The following is a 16855-nucleotide window of genomic DNA, read 5'->3' on the forward strand; positions in this document are numbered from 1 at the left end:
GCTTCCTTTCATCGTTGAAACATTTCGACCCCCTATGCTCAGGGCGGGGGTGTGTGCATCAGCATTGTTGCAATAAAGATCTTACTGAACGAGAGCTTTGCACTCACCCGAACGAGTGTGATATGTCCAACAATGTGGGATTGGTCGTGTTTGCAGGGCGGATGAAAAGTTCACGTACACATGCGAATACCCCTCCCTAAGGAAGACCAGCAGGGGAGGGGTAGCAGGATGACCGTGGTTTGTCTTGGTTGAGCTCGGAGGGCCTTTACAGCAAATTGATCAGGGCTTGGGTGTCCTCAACAGTCGTAGCCCATGAGGTGGCCAGTCGGATCACGGTGTGGGTGGCATCGCTGCGTTCCCAGAAGTCGAAGGCGACCTGCTTCGATAGCTCTTCCATGCGCTCATTATCCAAGCGGACGAAGGTCTGATTGGTGGGGGAGTCCATGACAATCTGATACCCCTTCTCCCGCAGGGCCTTTTTGATCATCGCTGCTGTCTGGATGGCGTTGCGGCTGATTCGCGAGTAGAGGCCGTCGGTAAAGAGGGCGTCGAACTGCGCTCCCAGGAGTCTTCCCTTGGCCAGAAGGGCACCTCTTCTTTTGATCATGGTGCTGAAATGCTCGGGAGCGTTCCCCTTGGGGAAGACCACAGCTTCTCCACAGAGTGCGCCGACCTTGGTCCCGCCGATGTAGAAGACGTCGCAGAGACGGGCTATGTCCGTCAGATCGACGTCGGTTCCGGGGGCCACCAGTCCGTACCCAAGCCTGGCCCCGTCCAGGTAGAGTGGAATCTTGTGTTCCCGACAGATTTGCGAAAGGTCTTCCAGCTCGTGGCGGGCATAGAGGGTTCCATACTCTGTGGGATGGGAGATGTAGACCATTCCGGGGAAGACCATCTGCTCATGGTTTTCGTCGGCGTAGAAGCCTTCCAAAAAGGCCTTAAGGTCCTCTGCACGAATCTTTCCACGTTCGCCGGGGATGGTCAGAACCTTGTGGCCTACGGCTTCAATGGCACCGGCCTCGTGGACGTTGACGTGGCCGGTGCCCGCAGCAATCACTCCCTGGTAAGGCTTCAGCAGGCAGGAGGTGACGACCTGGTTGGTTTGGGTCCCGCCGGCCAGGAAATAGACCTGAGCATGGGGGCAGTCGCAGGCCTGAGCGATCTTCTGAGCGGCGGAGGAGCAGTACCGATCCTTGCCATAGCCGGGAAGATGCTCCATGTTGGTGTCGATCAGCCGCTGCAGGACTTCGGGGTGGGCGCCCTCGGAATAGTCGTTGACGAATGACAGCATAAATACCCTTTCTGAGGACCGTACCCGTGTATGCCTTATGGTACACGTAAATTGAGTTCCAACTCCCTCTCCGAGCTTTCTTCATTCTGGCTCGGAGCATTGGCGCATAATAAGAAAGGTTCGTGTACAAGATCGCGAAGATGAGATTGAATACAGCGACGATTGCATTCAAGCTGGCACAAATTCAAGTGTTGATGATTGAGCCCTGCTTCTTGTCCCCACTTCCCATTGATGTGAAGAAAAGATGTCGATGATGAAGACCTAAATAGCGATTATGACGGTAGCAACTGTGACCGCCCTGCAATTGCTGTTGGTCGGTATTCTCCCGTTCTCTTCACGCTAGAGGGGCAAATCCGATAAGTTGTGGGAAACATGTACCAATATCAGAGAGGGTTGTACTCATGACAGGGAGAAAAAGGGCAGAATATATAGTGACCCTTTAGAACAGTTATGAAGCACACATTGCTACCCGGAGACACAAGTTACACGTCTATTCCACACCCTGTGTTCAAGGCTCCGATGTAGTCCCTGCTGCCAGCTGTCTGCTACTTTTGCATGTGCCTCATGAGAATTGCCGGTTTGCATCATACATTCGGAATCCTGCTGTTGTTTACTCCACTTTTGCCAGGTGGCTTCAGCGACGGAGTCTCCTGACTGGGCAGTCCCGGCCTCATACTCAGCAACCTGGGCTACGACAGCGAGTTATTTCTTATTCTTATCCATCATGTCTTTTTGGTCACGTTCGTTATTGTTCTTGTGTCCTTTCTTTCCTGTTCTTCGTCTCTAATTGCTGATTTCCACTTGATTTGTTAAAAGGTCTACGTAATCCTATGACGCACTCGCTTTATCAGAACGGTCTTAGTCATTTCAATTAGTATGAATTTGTAAGGCTACACAATCCTTCTAAACTAATGATCCCGGGCAAATGAGGTATGTGGCATTCGGCTGTTGTAGTTGACTTATTTTAGGGTTCAGATGGGAATGGGCATAACCTTACATGAACCTGCCTGCTGGTCCCATTACCACCGAGAAAGCGCATAACTGGAGTAAGTATACTTGTGACACATGGTGGAGATACAAAGGGACGTACCATATGATGACAGTAATGTCAGTAGCATTGAAGAGTATGCCAAGCGCATAGTAAATAAAACCCTGAGAGAAGCTTTGGATTTGCCGCCGGATGCCAGACCCAAGGGTAGCGGAGGCAAGGGTGCCATGGGTGAGACTGTCGAAGAATACTATTTTCGCATCAGAAACAACAATGTTCAAGGTCCTGATTTCCCAAAAGTCGGTGTTGAGCTTAAGACTACAGGTTTGAAATACGATGCCGACCACAAGCCTTGTGCCAAGGAACGGCTCGCTATAACTAACATCAACTGGATGACGATTCTCAACGAGGATTTCGAGAAGAGCCATCTTATGGATAAGATGTCGAAGATTCTCCTGCTGGCCTACGACTATGACCCAGGTAGCGACAGCGTTTTGGATATGAGATTCAGGCTGGCCACCATGTGGGGTGTGCCGGAAAGAGATAAGCCTCAGATGCTGGCGGACTGGAATACGGTTCTCGCAAAAGTGAGGAATGGGGATGCAGATAAGGTAAGTGGCCGTGACACCGTTTACCTTGAAGCTGCCACTACCGGTTCCGGCCACGGGAAAAAATACCCGCAACCCAAATCGGACCGGTGCGCCAAGCCAAGAAGGTGGGCGCTGAAATCATCCTATATGACCACGGTCATCAATCAGCTCTTCCAAAAGAAAAAGTACGCTCCAATCAAGAGGGAAAAGAATGAGGGGAATCTGACCCTCCACCAGTTGGTGGAGACGAGATTCGATCCTTACATGGGAAAAACGAAGAAAGAGCTGAAATCCATCCTGCAAATCTCTGCAAGCGAGCGTGCTAAGAACTATTACGCGATAATAACAAAGAAAATCCTCGGTATAGGTACTGATAGGAGCATAGAGGAATTCGACAAGGCCGGTATCATGGTGCGCACAATCAGGCGGAGCCACACAGGACGTGTCAAAGAGTCGCTTTCATTTCCTGCAATGGACTATAAGGAAGTAGCCTGCACTGATTGGGAGGATAGTAAGCTATACGGATACATGACCACACCCTACCTGTTTGTCGTCTTCAGGCAGCGTGAGGAGCACGGACCCTTGATTTTGTCGCAGTTGGTGTGGTGGACGCCAACCGATGAGGACCTGGCCGAAGCCTGCCAAGTGTACAATATAACTAGACAGCACATCATTGCTAATGATTATGATCACTTTCCCGGCATCAAGGGTTTGGATGGTAAGGGTTCGCATATACACGTGCGTCCTCACGCTACGAAAGGTGAGACCTGTCTTACCCCACAGGGAACTAGGGAAACGAAGAAATCTTTCTGGATTACGAACAGATACGTTCAGCAAATCATCGACCAGGCGTCAGACGGCAGGCAATGACCTTGCCAATCCTGTGAGGGATTCCGGTGACAAGGGCATTGCCCATGCAGAAGGCCCTGTGCCCGTCGCTCATGCCGTCATCTGTCCAGCCCCGTGGGAACATTTGCAGCTGGTCGAGTTCATCTGGTACCAGCCTTCTGAGCCTGCCGTCCTGCTTGACAACATGCTTCATACGACTGGCCCCCTTACCGCCTTCACCTGTCAGAATGGTGCGGCTGGGTTTGTCCAAAGAATCTGGAAAGGTGACGGGTCCTTCGGCGTAAGTGTATTCAAAACCTGACTTTGCCTCCCGCTTTTCCTTTTTTGCGCCCTTCAAATATGACCATTTCGATAGGGAGCCTTCGTCAATCCAGAACTGCGGTGGAACATCTTGCGGAGGTACAAGGATGTCTCCTAAGACAGTTTTTTGGCCAGCATACACCGCTTCTACCCGTTCGCTGAATACGACACCGTCTTGCATTACGCCTGCATTCCGGAAGAGCGAAGTCTTCGAATCGATGCCGAATCGTTTGGTTACGTCATAGGGGTCATCGTTAATACGAAATGTACCTGAATCTTTTTTCCCGGAAGGCTCTGCCGGAAAGGCTTCCGCCATGATTCCGCTGCTGTGCAAACGAGTCGAAAGGTCCCATGTATTCCGGGTGAGTTCTGCGAAGATGTAGACCCTCCTCCTCCGTTGAGGCATCCCATAATCTGCAGCATTAATCACTCTCCATTCGACCGAGTAACCAAGTCGGGACAAGCAGGAAAGAATGATGGCAAAATCCCGTCCACGCTGTGTAGATGGTGATTTCAACAGCCTATCTACGTTCTCGAGCAACACAAGACGTGGTCTACGTTTCTCCAAAAGTGTATTTATGCTCCACCAGAGGACACCTTTTTTGCCTTCTATACCTGAAGATTGAGAAAGAGGCTTAGCCACGCTGTAATCCTGGCATGGGAAGCCACCGACAAGCATATCGAACTGTGGAATATCGACTTTCCCCTTGTCGACTTTCCTCAGTACCTCGGCTATATCTTCGTTAACGCAGGATCCAGTTCCGAATCGGTCCTCGTAGCAGCGCCATGCAAATTGCCTGGCTTTGCTGCCATTGGGCTCCCACTGGTTGGCCCAGACGGTCTGGAAGGGGCCGGCGGCTTCCATGTGAAATTCGGGATGGTCAGGATTGTTGTAACCATCCAGGCCCAGACGAAATCCGCCCACACCTGCGAACAGTTCGACCACCCTGATGGACATAAACGCACCAACTTACTTCCGAGGAAACTCTGACATACCAATGATACGAGGATATATCGATTTGATCAACCGGGAGAGGTTCTCGGGAGCATCGGATGTCTGCTCGACAAAAACCAAGTTGAGATGAAAACTGGTATGATATTTTCCACTAAATGTTGACGAAATGTTCATGTTTTGCTGCGAGTCAACAGCTATCCTCAACATTCCGGCCTGTCTGTATAGGTTACCGATTGTCCTGAATAGTTGTGTGAGTTGCATTGAGTCCAAAGGTTTACACGTGACGCCTGCCAGAGGTTCTGTTTCCTCGCCTTCTTTGGGCGTATCTATATAGATACGCCTACTTTCTTTTCACAACGAACGGTTCCTGCATATAAATACATTTTAAAATAACTGTTTGGTATAAGTGGCGAAAAGTCTGGCAGCAATGCTGCTTCTATCTTAAGGCAGACTTGATAAGTCTGATTGGTCTAATCAAATGTCAGAAAGTACAGTTTGTCGGCTTTGAATACCATTCTGCGTTAGATATGAAAAGCGCGGGCTTGTCCGCCTTTAATAATCGAGGGCGAGGTCCGATGCTTATGGAGTGTGAACAGACAGCCACTTGCGATACCTGAGTTTTCTTAATTGAAAAATCTTTTTGAAATTTTACGGTTTACGTGTCTCTTTGTAAATCCGAGTTTGCGCAGATTTATGCTGGACAAGCTGTGTATTACTTGTGATTTGTGTTTGTAGAGCTTCTGTTGAAATCAAACCTCTCCGAACTACAAATACTGAGCCTTGCTTCAAAATTTTAAGTATAGTTTTCTAATTAGGTGGGAAAATACGTATAGCTAATTTAGCACGTATAGACTAGTATGCAGGTCCATATTGTTCGATGATAATTGGCTCCGGACCGGCCAAGCCAATCCGGAGCCATGGCTCTGACTACAGCATATGCTCAGGCAATGAGCTCCTTGACGGAGGCAATGATCGCTTGCAGGCTGGCCTTGGCATCATTGAAGAGCATCTGCGTGTTCGGGTTGAAGTAGAGCTCGTTCTCGATGCCGGCGTACCCCTTGCCCCTGCCTCTCTTGAGGACGACAACATGCTGGGCCTTGTCAACGTCCAGGATGGGCATGCCAGACACCGCGGTCCCCGGTCGGCGTGCAGCCGGGTTGGTCACGTCATTGGCGCCGACCACCAAGGCGACGTTCGCTGATGGGAACTGGGGATTGATGTCGTCGAGGTCGATCAATTCCTCATAGGGGACGTTGGCCTCGGCCAAGAGGACGTTCATATGTCCGGGCATACGGCCGGCCACAGGATGGATGGCATAGGAGACCTCCACGCCACGGCTCTTGAGCAGCTCGCCCAGGTCGGCCAGTTCGCGCTGGGCCTGGGCTTGCGCCAGACCGAAGCCGGGGACGAAGATGACCTTGTCAGCATAGACCAGCTGGACGGCTACATCGTCGGGCGTGGTCTCCTTCATGGTTCCTTGGGCGCTCGCGTCCTGGGAGGCGCTAGTCGAGGAGCCGCCGAACCCTCCGGCCAGCACGCTCAGGAGCGGCCGGTTCATGGCCTGGGCCATCAGGACGGACAGAGTGGCACCTGCTGCACCAACCAAAGCGCCTGCCACAATCAGAGCCACGTTGTCGATGGCCAGGCCGTTCATCGCGACAGCTGTGCCGGTGCAGGCGTTCAGGACGGAGATGACCACGGGCATGTCGGCACCGCCAATGGGGATGACGAAGACCAGTCCATAGCCCAGGGCGAAGATGGCCGTGAGGATGGCCCATAGGGTTCGATTGCCGGGATTCAGGCAGAGCATGACCAGGCTGAGGACCGTCAACAGGGCGAAAAGCACATTCCAGACGGCCTTGGCCGGCAGCTTCAGGTTTTTGATCAGGCCGATGCCCTGGAGCTTGCCGGCAGCTATCAGAGAGCCGGTGAAGGTGATGGAACCGATGACCACGCCCAGGCCGGCGGTGATCAGCACTACCAGAGTCGGAGTGCCCTCGGAAGTCAATATGTCGTTCAGGGCGACCAAGGCAGCTGCGCCGCCGCCGACCGTGTTGAAGACGGAAACCAGCTGAGGCATGTCCGTCATTTTGACCTTCTTGGCCGAGTAGACCCCTGCTGCGGACCCGATCAGGATGCCAAGCACGAGCAACACGATGGCCAGGGAGGAGGTGAAACCGGTGGCGAACAAATGGATGAAGGCCATAGCCACGGCGATGACCATGCCTGCCGCAGAAATCCTATTGCCTGTACGTGCCGTCTTGGGTGAGTTCATGTAGTGCAGACCCATGACGAACATGACTGAGGAAAGGAGATAGACGAACCAGGTGATGATGTCGAGGGTGTTCACTTGTCGGCCCCCTGATCCTTAGCGGTCTCGGTCGTGGCGGTCGGAGCCTGTTCGTCCTGACCGGCCTTTTTCTTTCCCTTGTCGGGTTTGGAGGATTTGAACATCTCCAGCATCCTGTCGGTCACCACGTAGCCGCCCACCACATTCATGGCGCCAAGGACGGCAGCCAGGAAAATAAGCACATAGGAAAGCGGGGAATGAGCCTCGGCTGCGATGATGACCACCCCGACGATCACAATGCCATGAATGGAGTTGGCGCCTGACATGAGCGGTGTGTGCAGCGTGGCCGGAACCTTGCCGATCACCTCCACGCCGATCAGCAGGGCCAGAATGAAGAGCGTAATGGCTATGACCACAGAATTCATTGCTCTTGACCTTTCTCTTCGGTCTCTTCGGCATCTGGAGCTTCTGTGCTTTCATGCGTGCCGGATTCGGCTGCTCCTGATACAACCAATGCTTGATCGATTTCGTCGTCCGCTCTGATGCCGAGCGCGCCATCACGAAGGAAATGCACCAGCACGTCCGCCACATTTCTGGACAGTAGGTTGGAGGCTGTCGTGGCTACGCCGCTGGCCAGGAATGGGGCCCCGATCAAAGTGACCCCCTTGTCGGTGGTCCTGGTTCCCACCTGTGATCCCTCGACGTTGCCGCCCAGGTCACTGGCAGCGCAGTCCACGATCACTGCTCCGGGGTGCAGATTGGCCACACCCTTGGCGCTCAAAAGGCGGGGAGGCTTTCCGCCTGGAACCTTGGCCGTGGTGATGACCACATCGAAGCCTGCCGCTTTGGCATCCACCGCAGCCTGCTGCTGGGCCTGCTCCTGATCGGTCAGCTGGCGCGCATAGCCGCCCTGGCCCTGTCCCTTGGAAAAGTCCAATCCCAGGTCGAGGAACTTGGCTCCCAAGGATTCCACCTCCTGCCTGGAAGCGGGTCTGACATCATAGGCGGTGACCACGGCTCCCAGACGTTTTGCAGTCCCGATGGCCTGCAGACCTGCGATCCCCGCGCCCAGGACCAGGACCTTGGCTGGTCGGATGGTCCCTGCTGCAGTGGTCATCATGGGGAAGAAGGATCCATAGGCATCGGCAGCCACCAGTGCTGCCTTGTATCCCATGACCGAGTTCTGCGAGGTCATCTCATCCATGGACTGGGCCGAGCTGAGCTGGCGGGGGAGTCGTTCCATGGCGATTCCGGTAAGCCCGGACGCTTCTAGGGACTTGATGTAGTCCTTGTCGCTCAAGGACCCCAGCATGCCGATGATCCATGTTCCGGCTGGAATTCGCTTGAGCAAGGAGCTATCCGGTCTGTTGACGAAACCCAGGACTTGTGACTTGGATAGGATGCTATCCCTGTCAGTGACTGTGGCTCCCGTCTGCTGGTAGTCCTCATCCCGGAAGCCGGCTCGGGCTCCGGCTCCGGACTCCAATAGGCAAGCAATGCCTTGCCTGGTCAGCCGAGTCACGATGTCAGGGGTTAGGGCCACACGGGACTCGTCATCGTCAGTTTCTTTGAGGACCCCGAAGGTTACAGGAGATTGTTCTGGTCCACTCATGTCTTTCCTTTTTCAAGCACAACTGTGTGTCAGCAATTTCACCAATGATTCTAGTCGGTGCATGTTGCTGTTGGGAGGTTATTGCAGCCTGTATGTGCTTGCGCTTTATAAGTATCAGTCGAGAAGGGACCGAGCTCAAGGTATTTTCCGAATGTGGACGAGAAATAGAAGGGACATGAAGCTGTGCCTGCATAGTTGCACCCGCGTAACCTATGCAATGTCTGAAGAGTTGTATTGTCCGAGGAGTGGGCTCACGGTTTTGTTGCCGAATTTTTTGGGAGCCGGTCGGCGTAGCACATGGCATCGTAGCCTCTGTCCATCCGACAGTTTCCAGCTATGACCAGCTACGGTATGTGGGTTGATTATGCAAGGGTGCCGCGCGTCTTCAAGAACGATACGTGGCACCCTGAGACGCAAAATCTCAGTGGGCACGAGACCTTGGCGACAGAACGACTTGGCGAGCTGATTTGTTCGTCTGCTGTGACGGTCTCACATTGACAGTCAGTCTGCCTTTCTGGACTTGTGTGTCGTCTCTGATTTATGTGCGCTGTGGCGCCTTATTCCTTTCCCTCATGCTTATCGTTTGCCGCGGAATCCTTGGGCTTGGACTGCAGGGGATTGTGATGGTAGATAAGGGCGAAGGCAGCCAGGGTCTCGATCATGCTGGCGATGATCCAGGCGATCACGATGGCGTTCTGGTGTTTGCCGACTGTTCCCATTCGGGTGAAGATGAAGACATCCATGATGAAGGTCTGCAGCACCAGAAGGACCGTCGCCACAACCACGGTCCTGGTATGCCTGTCCGTCTCCGTTCCCTCTCCCTCCGGCTTGCCGGGAGACTTGAAGCTGGCATAGGAGAGGAGCCAGATGCCGATTCCAAACAAGACTGCGGCAAGAGGCAGGGAGAAGAAGATCGGCATGGTGCTCAGGCTGAGGCCCAGAGCTGCGACTAGGACTGCTGAGGCCAGGCCTAGATAGAAGGAGTCATGGTTCTTCGCCTTGGGCGGTTTGGCAGGTTTACTTTCCCTAGTTGGCTGAGATGGCTTCTCGACAGGTACAGGCGCATCCTTTGCGGCAGACTTATTGGGTTGACTCGGCTTGTCGTCATAAGAGGGGCCATCATGCTCTCTGTCTACGTGGCCGGCTTGTTCCTGTTTATTTCGTGCTTCAGGTCTGCCATGATCAGTGTCCTTGCTGGATGAGTCCTTGCCTTCCTTCTCGCCTGTTTGTTCTGGTGCGGGCTTCGGCTTGGATGCATTTGCTGTTTGATTTTCTTTTCTGGCGTTCGCAGTTTCCACTGGTTTTGGCATGTGGTTCTTGTCGTTCATGGTTGTTTGTTGGGAATCTTCACGTGTGTCGTCACTCCGCGAGGAGTTGCCCTCATGCCTGCCTTGGTTCTTATTCGCACGTTCGTTTCGATTGTTGCTCATCTGATCCTCCAGGCTTGTACTTCCCGTCACTTGTGGCAGGTCATCTGGCAGCCTGCCTATTTTCAGGAAGCAACCTCTGTTGAGGCCAGTTTATGTGTCATTTTCTCGTAAAAGCGGCATTGACTGGCACTAGGTCGGCATCATTTCGATATTGACCAAGTGCAGGTGAAGCACATAGAGTTAGACGAGAGGCAGGGCCGGCAAAAGCGTAGGAGTCGTTGCAATATATTCAACGACGAAGGGTGTTTGTTTATGCATGGGCAGCATCGGCGGTCATGATTAATGTTGTTGTGGGTCAATCAGATGATTGTATATCCTGACTTGTCGAGGGCATCCAGGGCGGCAGGGAAGTCCTCGGCCTTGGTAAGGACATAATCCGTGTTGTAGGTCGAGACGGCGAAAATGCCTATGCCCTTGTTTGCCAGAATGGTGGCGATGGGCGCCAGGATGCCGATGAGTGAAAAGTCGAGAATGCCTTGGATGCGGAAGGCCCGCCAGCCGTCGCTGCGTTCCAGGGTCCGGCTGGGAACAATCTCGGTTGGACAGACTAATGAAGCTTCTTGGTCGGTTCGTCCTGTAAAAACAAAAGGTGAGTTCAGATCAATCTCTGTATAATCAGCAACTTTGCAGACAGTCAGTTCCGCTTCTATGGGTTGGATGCAGATACCCTGCCCTTGCCTTGTCGCTGAGCTGCAATTCTTGGTCGTGAATGAATCGCTTTTTAAATATGATCTGATGATGGCGTATAGCGCAACTAGGGCCCATACGCATTCAAGGGCAAAAAAGGCCCACCTCCGGTTAGCCAGAGCATCGACGGCCAGCAAACATGCGCCGATAAGGTTCAAAACAAGATTGACCCGGCTGCCGCTGGGCAGGCCTAGCAGCATCATCGAAGCAAAGGCCATGAGGAGCAGCAGAAATCCAATAAGCTGAGTCATTAGGAACAAACCAACCACATCCTTCCACGAGTGACCTGTTGAGCGTCGTCGTCGATCCGGGTACGGCGCGTCTCGTCCGGGGAAGGAATGCTTCCGAAAGATACTGTAGCATTACTGGCAGGGGTCGAAGGTCCGGTGTGCATCCCCATAAGCAGAGGATGGATATATAGCCAAAAGTGGTAGGCAATACTGTCTTCCTATGCTTTGTTAGATTGCAGGAGGGCATCACCAAGGAGACGATAGCGCATGGAAAAACTGCAGCTGAGCAATGGCTTCGAGCTTCCCATATTGGGATTCGGAGTCTACCAGATAGGTGATCTGGATGAATGCAGACGTGGTGTGGCATCGGCTCTCGATTGGGACTACCGCCTTATCGATACAGCTGCCTTCTATGGCAACGAGAGAGCAGTGGGGGATGCGCTGAGGGAATCTGCTATTCCTCGAGAGGAAGTGAGCCTTTCCTCAAAGGTCTGGATTCAGCAAAATGGTTACGAGGGGACGATGCAGTCCTTTGAAAAGACCCTGATCAACCTGCAGACGGACTACCTGGATCTGTACCTTATCCATATGCCTTATGGCGATTATCAGGGGTCGTGGAGAGCTATGGAAGACCTGTATGACCAAGGCCGCGTTTGTGCCATCGGAGTCTGCAATTTCCTGCCTGACCGGCTAATTGATTTGATCCTTTCCAGCAGAATCGCGCCTATGGTCAATCAGATTGAGCTGCATCCCTTCACTCAGCAGATCGCACTTCGAAAGGTCATGGACGAGCAGGGGGTTGCACCCATGGCCTGGGCGCCTCTGGCTAAAGGTCGTCGGGGAATTTTCGACAATCCTGTCCTCATGCGTATCGGCCAGCGCTACGGCAAGACACCGGCCCAGATAGTATTGCGCTGGCTGACCCAGCAGGGGATATGCTCCATCCCGAAATCCGCGCATGAGGAACGGATTCGCGAGAACCACAATATTGCAGATTTCAGTCTTGATGATGACGATATGCATGACATCAGAGCCATGGATACAGGAGGTCGCCTATTTCTTAATGTGGATACGCCTGAGGAGACCACACGTCTGCATGGGTTATCTTATACACAGTGACTGAGGTCCGCTGAGCTGATAAGACGAGGGCGCCCGCAATTTAAGATTCCTGTGTGGATGCCCTCGTCTTAATATTAGGGATTCTTGCTGAGGCTCTTCATGCGCATGCGCCTATTGTGCCGGCCAGTCGCCTTGCAGACAGCTCAAGTAATCTTTGGCTGCCTTTTCCAGGCTCTGATCGCTCATACCTGAGCTAACGCCGGTCAGAATAAAGGGCTTCCGATAGACGGTTCCAATGAGATTGCTGGTAGCTTTGAACGGAGCCAGGAGCTCGTCCACCGTATAGCCGAATTCGCCCTCATGGTGATAGTTCTCTCCGGCAGAGCCGACCGAGACGGCGAGCATGAGTTCCTTGCCTTTCAGGGCATTGCCGTGGGTACCGTAGGCCCATCCGTAGGTAAGTACCAGGTCTTCCCACTCCTTGAGCAGCGGAGGACAAGCTGTACCAATACATGGGAAACTGCCATACCAGACGGTCACAGCCTTTGACGAATGCTTGCTCACTAGGGATGTCGATCTGATTTGAGCGCAAGGCAGCATATTCGTCCCGGACCAGGATACCCTTATCCTCATGTCCCTTGGCTTCCCGCATCAGGCGGGCATTGATCCGTGAGGCTTCCATATGGGAGTGGAAGACCAGGACTGCCGTCTTGGCGTTTTGCTTCATGCCTTATTCTCCTTCAGTCATCATTTTGCCAGATTTGCTTGGCGCGGTTGAAAGCCGACCAGGCCTTCGGCCAGCCTGCGTAGAAGGCCAGATGGGTAATTTCGGCTGCTATTTCGTCCTTGGTGATGCCGTTCTTTTTCTCGATGTTCAGGTGAACGTCGAGCTGTTCTGTGCTACCCATGGCAATTAATGCGGCTATGGTGATCATGCTTCTGTCGTGCGCGGACAGTGCTTGTTCATCAGCCCAGACTTCGCCGATAGAACATCGTCATTCAGAGTTGCGAACTGAGGCGCGAATTCGCCCAATTGCTCTCTTCTTGCTGTTTGCTTTGTGGCCATGATGTTCCCTTCCTCATTGACCGTATGATCGCCCAAGACGCAGGTTCGCTGCTGTCTTGGATGCGAACGGCAATAGTTTATGGCCCTCGAAATGGTATGTATAATGCCGATTGCTTATATGTTGGTATTCGGTTTTTGCATGGGTCCATTGCCGAGCTTTCATCCGATTGGTTTCTTCTTGGCTCTGGCAGGTGTGTTGTCTGTTGTGACTATGGGTCGCCTTCTCTGCTGGCCGCAAGGCATTTTTTCGCATGCGCTCGCTTAGGCTGTCTTTTGAGTTATTAGGCGATAGGAGTTGAGCTCTTGAGAATCACTGGTTTGGACCATCTGGTCATCACGGTGCGGGATGTCGATGCGACCTGCGCGTTTTACCGTGATGTGCTGGCCATGAGATTGATCCCAAGGCGAATAGGCCTACGCCCGGCTCGGCTGACTTGTGTCTGCTTATGGAGGATTCGCTGGATGATGTGGTTGCCGCGTCATGAGCGTCATGTCAACTGTCTGGGTCCGGTCAATCAGACTGGTGCGCATGGGGCCATCACCTCGGTGTACGTCAGGGACCCCGATAGGAACCTGATCGAGCTTTCCAGATACGACCAGGACTGATATGGAATACCAGCCATTTACTAATGCTTGTTCTAAGCGGGATGGTTGATAAAACGTTTTTATGAGGATATCAATCCCAACCTCTCAATTGCCCTCTCCCCCAGAAAGTACCTCACTTCAATATGAACTTCACTGACCTGTGTGAGTTGTGTCAAGTTAGCAAAATTTGCACTTACTTCAAGAACTGATACAGCGTGGTAAATACATCGGATTTCAGAAAAACACTTCTTTGTTAGAACGATGAGATCATAATTTATTTGATATAGGTATAAATAAACAGCAATAAGAACCAGCGATAAAGCAAGGGGTGAGCCCCATGCTTATAGCAATGTTGAGAGTTTTGAGATCTATTGCTACATTATCCAAGGTTGTATCTTCAATTTATCCAAATCCTTTGGATTCCTTGGGTGAGGGTATCTGGGGTAACGTTGTTTTCCTTTGTAAGTGACGCCTAAACAGTGAAGCCCTTCCTTGGGGAGGAGATACAAAACGCTTTCAATTCTTTTCCTGAATCCAGGCAAAAACTCTTCTCCTCCTGCTCCCCATGCGACGATTATGTTGTTTGGGTATTGCTGAACCACATCTTGTATAATTATGTCGTTTTCAGGGCCTACTGCATCTATGTATGACCTTTCGATAATTTTGTGTGAGTTGGAGTCAATAAAAGCATATAAATTGAGAATAACTATACCGTCATACGGTTTATTATTATCATCTTTTCCCCATGAATAAGTTTTATACAGGCATCTATTGCCGGATCGTCAACATACTCGTCACCCTTTGAAGGGTTCTGCATGATGAAGCATGCCAGATTTGGTTTTTCAACACCAGTTTTCCATTCCCTGGTTAGCAGGTAACGGTGGGTTCTTTTTTTAGGATTGGTATCGTTAAAAACAGCAGTCTGCCTCATATTTTCAGTAAGCGTAGGAAGTGAAGAGGTCAAATCTCTCATAATTCCTCCTTTTCAAATTTACAACTTGGCTGTTGCGTAAATATGTCATAGTGAATGAAAGAACTCTTTTATTTTAGTCTTTATTTTTAACTCGTAATCTTAGCTCTAAAGAGTAAGTTCTCATTTAACGAACTGTAAAGCAAGTCGGAAGTAAGGGTTTGATGTGAGGTGGTTAATGAGGTTCGAGCACGCGACCTTCTGGATCAGGATAAGAGGATGTTGGAGACTTGGCTTTGTGCCTGTAGATGTCTTCAGCAGCGTCAGCGTCTTGCTTGCTGGCTTCGTGACTCAACATACTATCATCGGATTTATGGAGAAATCCGGGCTCCGTAGAAAACACACCATATGTGTGGAAGGCTATGAACAGCCCCGGTGAAGCGATGCTAGAAATAAAAGGTCAAGGCTCACTAGTCGTTCAGATGCTGAAAGGTGCAATCAGCCTCCTACAATGTGAATTTGTCGGATTTACTTGTTGCTTGGTCACGGTCGGTGGCGGGGATCATGTTGTGGGCCGGTCGATTTATGTGCCGTCTCGTTGTGCGTTTCGATGGGTTTTGCTTGGATAAATAGGCCTGGGTATGCTGCTGGTCAGTGGCAGCGTGAGGCTGCTGGCTCAGTGATAGTGTTCGGTTCTGGTCAAGGTGAATAGTACACGGTTGATTGAAGGGGACGTTTGCGAGGGCCGAAAGAATGTTGTCTTCTACTCACTGTACTTAGTGATGGTGCTCTTATTGTTGGTCAAGTGGTGAGTAGTAGCGCTACTCCCGTTCAGCAGATTGATAATTATGGGAGTTCATGTCATATTTTCCTGCCAAAAGGTCAGTATCAGATCATACTGCGTACAACAGGTGCCACGGAGATTTTGAGATGAGTGGTGGAGCTATTTACGTTTGTCTCAACGATCCGAGAATTAAGGGGAAGCTTTTACCAGTATGCATTCATGACCGATTGGCAGCTATTCATATAAAAGAGATAACAGTTATCGTGTGTGAATGTATAAGCGTATCTGTAATTAATGGCGTGGTTTACCTCATAGTGAGGTACTTGCAATAACAGGTAGTAAATAGAGTTGAAAGTTCAATGGCAAGCTTAACAGCAGTCCGATCGTACTTCGGCTATGGAGGAGGGGATGCGGGTGCTCAAGAAGGGTGAGCTGGCGGCGTTACATCATCGCTATGTGAAGCAGTCCAGCCCTGTGTCGATTGCGACTAAAGATGAAGCTAATTAAGTGCATGAAGCAATTATGCTATAGGTGGTAACGACACTGGCACTCACTTGTATCAGGAGCTCATGGACTCCCCGTCCAAGAATTGTTGTTTTTGTCACGTGCAACATCCTGATGAATGGTTATATGCCTTGAAGTGCGCGAACATGAACATCGGTAATCAACCTGTACGCCAGCTGCAAGTTGATAGCGTGCCGCTAGTAAATATCGCACGGGAGGTTACGCCACAGCCAGACGAAGCAAGCTCTGGGAGGGTGGTGATGCTCGCGGCTAGCGTGCAAGTGTTGTAAATCGGATGTGCTACTGGTGTAATCTCGCCAATATAGGTTACAGCCAATCTGGCCGGTTGAACTTCTATCAATTTGGCAATGATTGCGACTGTAGTTCGCTGGTGATCAGAAATCTGCATAAGATGCTAACTTCTACGCCAGTGACGCTACCCATACAGGTAACCTGAGCGCGAATCTGGCGGTTCATGGCTGGGTGCGTCTGCCTAATGATAGGAACTTCCCGCCGTGAGACATTTTGTTCAATGAAGCGGATCATGTTGGCCGTGTATGTCTGCAGGGGCCGTCTGGCTCAAACCTATGAGAGTGAGTAAGGCACAGCATACGGTAACTCTGGTGATCAAAACCGACGGGGGAACTAACATCATTCAGTATTAGAACTTTTCGTGGAATTGCTGCTTGGGGTATGAATGAAACGAGAACACATCCGCAGCACAA

General features: G+C 51.5%; 14 protein-coding genes, 2 pseudogenes and 1 riboswitch. Of the genes and pseudogenes, 4 read left to right on the forward strand and 12 right to left on the reverse strand.

Translation table 11 applies throughout. From position 1 onward, the window contains the following. Window positions 1–265: 265 nt before the first annotated feature. Window positions 266–1291 carry a threonine aldolase family protein gene (locus tag H3U90_RS06240; protein WP_198177461.1) on the reverse strand — a complete coding sequence of 342 codons (1026 nt, stop codon included), beginning with the start codon at window positions 1289–1291 and terminating at the stop codon, window positions 266–268. A gap of 1065 nt (window positions 1292–2356) precedes the next feature. Here H3U90_RS06240 and H3U90_RS06245 point away from each other — a divergent pair. Next, window positions 2357–3739: a Sau3AI family type II restriction endonuclease gene (locus H3U90_RS06245; RefSeq protein ID WP_198177462.1), complete on the forward strand. Its 1383-nt coding sequence runs from the start codon at window positions 2357–2359 to the stop codon at window positions 3737–3739. Here H3U90_RS06245 and dcm read toward each other — a convergent pair. The 6 genes from dcm to H3U90_RS06275 form a co-directional block, all read right to left on the reverse strand. Beyond that, window positions 3708–4976 carry a DNA (cytosine-5-)-methyltransferase gene (gene dcm, locus H3U90_RS06250; protein ID WP_198177463.1) on the reverse strand — a complete coding sequence of 423 codons (1269 nt, stop codon included), beginning with the start codon at window positions 4974–4976 and terminating at the stop codon, window positions 3708–3710. The genes H3U90_RS06245 and dcm overlap by 32 nt on opposite strands. A gap of 937 nt (window positions 4977–5913) precedes the next feature. Beyond that, entirely contained in the window at window positions 5914–7323 is a 1410-nt protein-coding gene (locus H3U90_RS06255) for an NAD(P)(+) transhydrogenase (Re/Si-specific) subunit beta (protein WP_198177464.1), read from the reverse strand. After that, complete coding sequence (locus tag H3U90_RS06260) at window positions 7320–7688, reverse strand: NAD(P) transhydrogenase subunit alpha (protein WP_198177465.1); 369 nt, start codon at window positions 7686–7688, stop codon at window positions 7320–7322. Before H3U90_RS06260 ends, H3U90_RS06255 begins: the two co-directional genes overlap by 4 nt. Next, entirely contained in the window at window positions 7685–8875 is a 1191-nt protein-coding gene (locus H3U90_RS06265; protein ID WP_198177466.1) for an NAD(P) transhydrogenase subunit alpha, read from the reverse strand. Before H3U90_RS06265 ends, H3U90_RS06260 begins: the two co-directional genes overlap by 4 nt. A 557-nt stretch (window positions 8876–9432) precedes the next feature. Further along, entirely contained in the window at window positions 9433–9795 is a 363-nt protein-coding gene (locus H3U90_RS06270) for a hypothetical protein (protein WP_198177467.1), read from the reverse strand. An 809-nt stretch (window positions 9796–10604) separates the two neighbouring features. Beyond that, entirely contained in the window at window positions 10605–11243 is a 639-nt protein-coding gene (locus tag H3U90_RS06275; protein WP_232340461.1) for an ACT domain-containing protein, read from the reverse strand. 39 nt (window positions 11244–11282) lie between these two features. Further along, window positions 11283–11343, reverse strand: a riboswitch (guanidine-III (ykkC-III) riboswitch). A gap of 146 nt (window positions 11344–11489) precedes the next feature. Between H3U90_RS06275 and H3U90_RS06280 the strand changes: the two genes are divergently transcribed. Next, entirely contained in the window at window positions 11490–12341 is an 852-nt protein-coding gene (locus H3U90_RS06280; protein ID WP_198177468.1) for an aldo/keto reductase, read from the forward strand. 111 nt (window positions 12342–12452) lie between these two features. Here the strand turns inward: H3U90_RS06280 and H3U90_RS06285 are convergent, their stop codons facing one another. From H3U90_RS06285 to H3U90_RS08305, 3 genes and pseudogenes are all read right to left on the reverse strand, one after another. Continuing rightward, the gene (locus tag H3U90_RS06285; protein WP_415873744.1) at window positions 12453–12914 is read right to left on the reverse strand and encodes an NAD(P)H-dependent oxidoreductase; all 462 of its coding nucleotides are present in this window, start codon (window positions 12912–12914) and stop codon (window positions 12453–12455) included. Then, window positions 12826–13008 (reverse strand): annotated as a pseudogene (locus H3U90_RS08455) (hypothetical protein); the annotation flags it as partial. The pseudogene H3U90_RS08455 and the gene H3U90_RS06285, both read right to left, overlap by 89 nt. A 13-nt stretch (window positions 13009–13021) precedes the next feature. Beyond that, the gene (locus H3U90_RS08305) at window positions 13022–13216 is read right to left on the reverse strand and encodes a carboxymuconolactone decarboxylase family protein (protein ID WP_232340459.1); all 195 of its coding nucleotides are present in this window, start codon (window positions 13214–13216) and stop codon (window positions 13022–13024) included. A gap of 449 nt (window positions 13217–13665) precedes the next feature. Between H3U90_RS08305 and H3U90_RS08460 the strand changes: the two are divergent. Beyond that, window positions 13666–13734, forward strand: a pseudogene (locus H3U90_RS08460) (VOC family protein); the annotation flags it as partial. Window positions 13735–13809: 75 nt separating this feature from the next. Next, on the forward strand, window positions 13810–13953 hold the full coding sequence (locus H3U90_RS08310; protein WP_232340458.1) for a hypothetical protein: 144 nt from the start codon (window positions 13810–13812) through the stop codon (window positions 13951–13953). Between the two features lie 353 nt (window positions 13954–14306). Here H3U90_RS08310 and H3U90_RS08465 read toward each other — a convergent pair whose 3' ends face one another. Beyond that, window positions 14307–14696: a DUF1643 domain-containing protein gene (locus tag H3U90_RS08465; protein WP_198177635.1), complete on the reverse strand. Its 390-nt coding sequence runs from the start codon at window positions 14694–14696 to the stop codon at window positions 14307–14309. Beyond that, window positions 14639–14905: a DUF1643 domain-containing protein gene (locus H3U90_RS06305; protein ID WP_198177470.1), complete on the reverse strand. Its 267-nt coding sequence runs from the start codon at window positions 14903–14905 to the stop codon at window positions 14639–14641. Before H3U90_RS06305 ends, H3U90_RS08465 begins: the two co-directional genes overlap by 58 nt. Window positions 14906–16855: the final 1950 nt, after the last annotated feature.

Origin of the sequence: Bifidobacterium sp. W8103, from assembly GCF_016100775.1 — a bacterium.
GTDB lineage: Bacteria > Actinomycetota > Actinomycetes > Actinomycetales > Bifidobacteriaceae > Bombiscardovia > Bombiscardovia choladohabitans.

What these genes read in the sequence shown, in the direction of transcription:
- H3U90_RS06285 (WP_415873744.1), bottom strand. Translation starts at nt 12,914, where the DNA reads ATGAGGATAAGGGTATCCTGGTCCGGGACGAATATGCTGCCTTGCGCT.
- H3U90_RS06245 (WP_198177462.1), top strand. Translation starts at nt 2,357, where the DNA reads ATGGTGGAGATACAAAGGGACGTACCATATGATGACAGTAATGTCAGT.
- H3U90_RS06240 (WP_198177461.1), bottom strand. Translation starts at nt 1,291, where the DNA reads ATGCTGTCATTCGTCAACGACTATTCCGAGGGCGCCCACCCCGAAGTC.
- H3U90_RS06275 (WP_232340461.1), bottom strand. Translation starts at nt 11,243, where the DNA reads ATGACTCAGCTTATTGGATTTCTGCTGCTCCTCATGGCCTTTGCTTCG.
- H3U90_RS08310 (WP_232340458.1), top strand. Translation starts at nt 13,810, where the DNA reads ATGATGTGGTTGCCGCGTCATGAGCGTCATGTCAACTGTCTGGGTCCG.
- H3U90_RS06265 (WP_198177466.1), bottom strand. Translation starts at nt 8,875, where the DNA reads ATGAGTGGACCAGAACAATCTCCTGTAACCTTCGGGGTCCTCAAAGAA.
- H3U90_RS06270 (WP_198177467.1), bottom strand. Translation starts at nt 9,795, where the DNA reads ATGCCGATCTTCTTCTCCCTGCCTCTTGCCGCAGTCTTGTTTGGAATC.
- H3U90_RS06305 (WP_198177470.1), bottom strand. Translation starts at nt 14,905, where the DNA reads ATGAGAGATTTGACCTCTTCACTTCCTACGCTTACTGAAAATATGAGG.
- H3U90_RS06260 (WP_198177465.1), bottom strand. Translation starts at nt 7,688, where the DNA reads ATGAATTCTGTGGTCATAGCCATTACGCTCTTCATTCTGGCCCTGCTG.
- dcm (WP_198177463.1), bottom strand. Translation starts at nt 4,976, where the DNA reads ATGTCCATCAGGGTGGTCGAACTGTTCGCAGGTGTGGGCGGATTTCGT.
- H3U90_RS08305 (WP_232340459.1), bottom strand. Translation starts at nt 13,216, where the DNA reads ATGATCACCATAGCCGCATTAATTGCCATGGGTAGCACAGAACAGCTC.
- H3U90_RS06280 (WP_198177468.1), top strand. Translation starts at nt 11,490, where the DNA reads ATGGAAAAACTGCAGCTGAGCAATGGCTTCGAGCTTCCCATATTGGGA.